Annotated in this window: 4 protein-coding genes; all 4 read right to left on the bottom strand. The window is 69.8% G+C overall.

The window, feature by feature from the left end; all coding sequences use genetic code 11:
* Window positions 1-1,349: bifunctional 3-(3-hydroxy-phenyl)propionate/3-hydroxycinnamic acid hydroxylase (locus AC1DY5_RS43935; RefSeq protein WP_478120697.1), on the bottom strand; the 1,349-nt coding region annotated here is incomplete at its 3' end.
* 4 nt (window positions 1,350-1,353) lie between these two features.
* The gene (locus tag AC1DY5_RS43940; RefSeq protein ID WP_478120698.1) at window positions 1,354-2,217 is read right to left on the bottom strand and encodes a fumarylacetoacetate hydrolase family protein; all 864 of its coding nucleotides are present in this window, start codon (window positions 2,215-2,217) and stop codon (window positions 1,354-1,356) included.
* Complete coding sequence (locus AC1DY5_RS43945; protein ID WP_478120699.1) at window positions 2,214-3,131, bottom strand: VOC family protein; 918 nt, start codon at window positions 3,129-3,131, stop codon at window positions 2,214-2,216. Before AC1DY5_RS43945 ends, AC1DY5_RS43940 begins: the two co-directional genes overlap by 4 nt.
* On the bottom strand, window positions 3,128-4,216 hold the full coding sequence (locus AC1DY5_RS43950) for an amidohydrolase family protein (protein WP_478120700.1): 1,089 nt from the start codon (window positions 4,214-4,216) through the stop codon (window positions 3,128-3,130). Before AC1DY5_RS43950 ends, AC1DY5_RS43945 begins: the two co-directional genes overlap by 4 nt.
* Window positions 4,217-4,336 lie beyond the last annotated feature (120 nt).

Consider the following 4,336-nt stretch of genomic DNA (forward strand, 5'->3'; position numbering starts at 1 on the left):
ACCGGGCCCGGGTCGAAGCCCTGGTCGAGCACCAGCCACCAGCCGTCGCCCGCCAGGGCATCGAAGCGCGCGCGCCCGCCGTCGCGGGCGATCCACGGCTGCGGAAAAAGCGTCCCGTTGGCCGCGTGAGGCCGCGGCGACAGCAGGCCGGTCTCGAGGCGGGGCAGCACGTCCTGCCGCGGCATGTCGCGCACCACGCCGCCGCATTCGGCCAGCATGCGGGCATCCCGCTCGCGCGCACGGGCCGGGTCGCGTTCGCCGATCACGCTGCCGATGTCCTTGATGCGGCCGGTGAGCGAGCGCACGTGCTGCTCGCGTTCGTCGCCGTAGGAGTCCAGCAGGGCCTCCGCCGCCCCACCGCGGACCTGGCCCTTGAGCACCGCCGCGAGCTTCCAGGCCAGGTTGGCCGCATCGCGCACGCCCTGACACATGCCCTGGCCCAGGAACGGCGGCTGCTGATGCGCCGCATCGCCGGCAACGAAGACCCGCCCGATGCGCCAGCGCTCGGCGACCAGCGCATGGAAGCGATAGCTGGCCTGGCGCCAGAGCTCGCCGTCCTCGGGGCCGAGCCAGCGAGCCAGCAATTTCCAGGTCTGGTCCGGCTCGATGACCTGCTGCGGGTCCTCGCCCGGCTTCAGCGAGATCTCCCAGCGCCGATGATTGCCCGGCCCGATCACCATCGTGCAGGGGCGATCAGGCTCGCAGTACTGGACGCTGGTGGCGGGCAGCTTGGCAAGGCCCTGCGCATTGGCGAGCACGTCGACCACCAGCCAGGGCTCGTCGAAGGCCAAGTCTTCCAGCGTGATGCCGACCAGATCCCGCACGGTGCTGGATGCGCCGTCGCAAGCCACGACGTAGCGGGCCCGGACGCTCTCGCGTCCGCCGTCGTCGCGGCGCAACTGCAGCGTCACGCCGTCGGCGTCCTGTTCGAGCGCGACCACCGTGCTGCCGAGATCGACGCGGGTGCAGTCCGAGCGCGTCACGTGCTCGCGCAGGATCGCCTCCACCGGCGGCTGGGTGAACACGTTCGACGGTGTGTAGCCCAGCGGGTAGGGCGCCTCGATCATCGTCAGGCGCTTGATCAGCTGGCCATCGACGCCGTAGTACGCCGACGGCGTGAAGGGCTCCACGAAGCGCGCCACCTGCTCCATCACGCCCAGTTGCTGGAACACGCGCAGCACCTCGTGATCGATGGCGATCGCGCGCGGCTTGTCGTAGACCTCGCGCGCGCGGTCGCAGACATGCACGCGCAAGCCCATGCCGGCGAGCAAGCCCGCCGCCACGGCGCCCGTCGGGCCGAAGCCGACCACCGCGACGTCGAAGACCTCGCGTTGTTCAATGGACGCCATGGGCTCAGTCCTCGGCGCGGATCGGGTTCGCGAGCGTGCCGATGCGCTCGATCTCGACCTCGAAACGGTCGCCGGCCTTCATCCAGACCGGTGGCGTGCGCGCCTGCCCGACGCCGGCAGGCGTGCCCATCACGATGACGTCGCCGGGCTCCAGTGTCAGCACGTCGCTCAGCAGCGCGATGGTCTCGGCCACGCCCCAGATCATGTCGGTCGTATTGGCGCTCTGCATGAGCTCGCCGTTGAGCCGACCCTGGATCTTGAGGCCGCTGGCCGCCGACGGCAGCTCGTCGGCCGTCACCAGCACGGGCCCGAAGCCGCCGGTGCCGTCGAAGTTCTTGCCGATGGTCCATTGCGGCGTGCGCTTCTGGTAGTCGCGCACCGACATGTCGTTGAAGCAGGTGTAGCCGAAGACATAGCCGGGTGCATCGTCCTGCGAGACGTGGCGCGGCACGCGCCGGCCGATCACCAGCGCCAGTTCGGCCTCGTAGTCGAACTTGGCCGAGACCTTCGGCAGGATGCCCGGCGCGCCGTGCGCCACCAGCGAGCTCGCGCCGCGCAAGAAGAACCACGGGTACTCCGGCTTCTCGCGGCCGCCTTCTTTCGCGTGATCGAAATAGTTGAGGCCCAGGCAGATGATCTTGCCGGGCTCCGGCACCAGGGGCGCGAAGCGCAGCCCGGCCAGCGGTAGCCGCGGTGCCGCGGAGGCGAGCGCGGCCTGGGCCGTGGCGCCGAGGTCGACGCCCGCGGCCAGCGCGCCCCGAAGGCTGGCCGGAACCTGCGGCTGGGCGGCGTTCAGGTCGATGACGGCATCGCCGTCGACTAGGCCCAGGCGTGGTTCGTCGTTGTGCAGGAAGGTCGTGAATTTCATGAGGCTCCAGGTTCGGAAGGACGGATGAAGAAGACTTGTCGCTGCGCCTGCTTGAGGCGCGCCGACGGCGGTTGCGAGATGCCCCACTGGTCGACGCGGCCGGCGGGCCACTTCCAGTCGTCGGGGCCACCGGCGACATGGCTGTCGTCGATCTGCTCGACCTCGGCCGTGTACTCGATGACTTCGCCGAAGGGGCCGATGAAGTAGTTGAAGGCGTTGTCGCCCGGTCCGTGCCGGCCCGGACCCCACTCGATCTCGTGGCCGGCGTCGCGCATGCGGCCGCCGCCGCGCATCACGGATTCGAGGTCGGGCATCAGGAAGGCGATGTGGTTCAGCGCGTCGTTGTCGGCGTCGCCGAGCGCCACGCTGTGGTGGTCGGCGGCGCAGTTCAGGAAGGCCATGATCCGGGTCCGGTCGGCCAGCGCGAAGCCGAGCGCCTGCTCGAAGAAGCGCTGGGTTGAGGCGAGGTCATGGCTGTTGAGCACCACGTGCGCGAGCCGCACCGGGCGATCCTTCGCCTCGTGGGCATCGGCATGCTGCGCATCGCCATGGACGACCTGCARCAGGCGCCCGTCGGGGTCGCGCAGCGTCAGGCCGATGCCTCCGCCCGGCGCCTCGACCGGGCCGGGCGCAACGTCGATGCGTCCGCCGGCCCGCACCGTCGCCGCTGCGATCTCGTCGAGCGCTTCGGCGCTGCGCGCGCGCAGGGTCACCTGCCGGATCTCGRCCGACGGGCCGCCGCGGTGCAGCGCCAGCAGATGGTGATCGGCACCGGTGCCGCGCAGATAGAGGGCGTCGGGCGTGCGCGCCGCCACGTCCAGGTGCCAGACCTGCGTGTAGAAGGCTTCGGCGCGTGCCAGGTCGGGCACATTCAGCGCCACGCTTCGCAGGCCGGCGATCCAGGGTGAACTCATGCGGATTCCTCGGTGTGGACGGGAAACGCGCGGGCCAGGAAGCGCCGTGCGTTGCCCTCGGTCAGTTGTTGGCGCTGCACGGCATCGAGTCCGGCCTCGTCGAGTTGCGCCAGCGGTGCGGATTCATGGAAGTTGAACGGATAGTCGGTGCCGAGCAGCAGCTGCGAGGCGCCGAACTGCCGCACCAGGTGGACCAGCGTGGCCGGATCGAAGACCAGCGTGTCGAGGTAGAGCCGGCGCGCCTGCTCGAGCGGCGAGGCCTGAACCTGCTCCCTGAGCGCCGGAAACACCGACCAGCCCTTCTGCAGCCGCGGCAGCAGCATCGCCAGCGTGCCGCCGCCGTGGCTGAACGCGATGCGCAGGCGTGGCCGGCGCAGCAGCAGGTTGCCCGTGATCACCGAGGCGGCCGCCAGGCCAATGTCGGTCGGATAGGCCAGCACCTGCTGCAGCGGTGCCGGGCCGACCAGCCGGTCCATGCCGGTGGGCTTGAGCGCATGCACGAAGACGGCGGCATCGAGCGCTTCGCAGGCCTCGAAAAAAGGATCGAAGCGCGGATCCCCGATCGGCACGCCGTTGACGTTGCTGCCGATCTCGACGCCGGCGAAGCCCAGCGTCTCGATGACGTGCCGCAGCTCCGCGATGGCGCGGTCGATGTCCTGCAGCGGCACCGCGCCCATACCGATCAGTGCGCCGTTCGACTCGGTCACCATCGCGGCGATCTGCTCGTTGAGGTAGCGCAGCAGTTGCGCCGCATCGGCGGCGCCCATCCAATACGACAGCAACTCGGGCATCGGCGAGATGGCCTGGTGCGCGAGGCCCATGCTGGGCAGGTCGGCCAGGCGATGCGAGACGCTCCAGCACTTCTCGGAGACAGTGCGGTAGTTCTTGCCCGAGATCATCACCTGCCGGTGGCACAGGCCGCCCGCGCTCGGCGCAGCCACAGTCGACGGCCAGTCGGCCGGCATCCTGCTGCCGAGGTAGGCGGGGAAGTGCTCGGGCACCAAATGGGCGTGCACGTCGACGCCGCAGGCGCAGCGCAGGCGCTGGTTGCCGGCCGCGTGCGGCGGGCTCGTTCGATCGACCATCGTGTCTCCATCTTGCGCCGGCGACCTTCGCATGCGGCTTGTTCAAGGTCGCAGTCTAGGCAGTCGGTTTCCATCAATGAAGTGGATTGGCGATATACATAGAATCCACGCCATGGATAT

The organism is Variovorax sp. P4_D9, assembly GCF_056401695.1.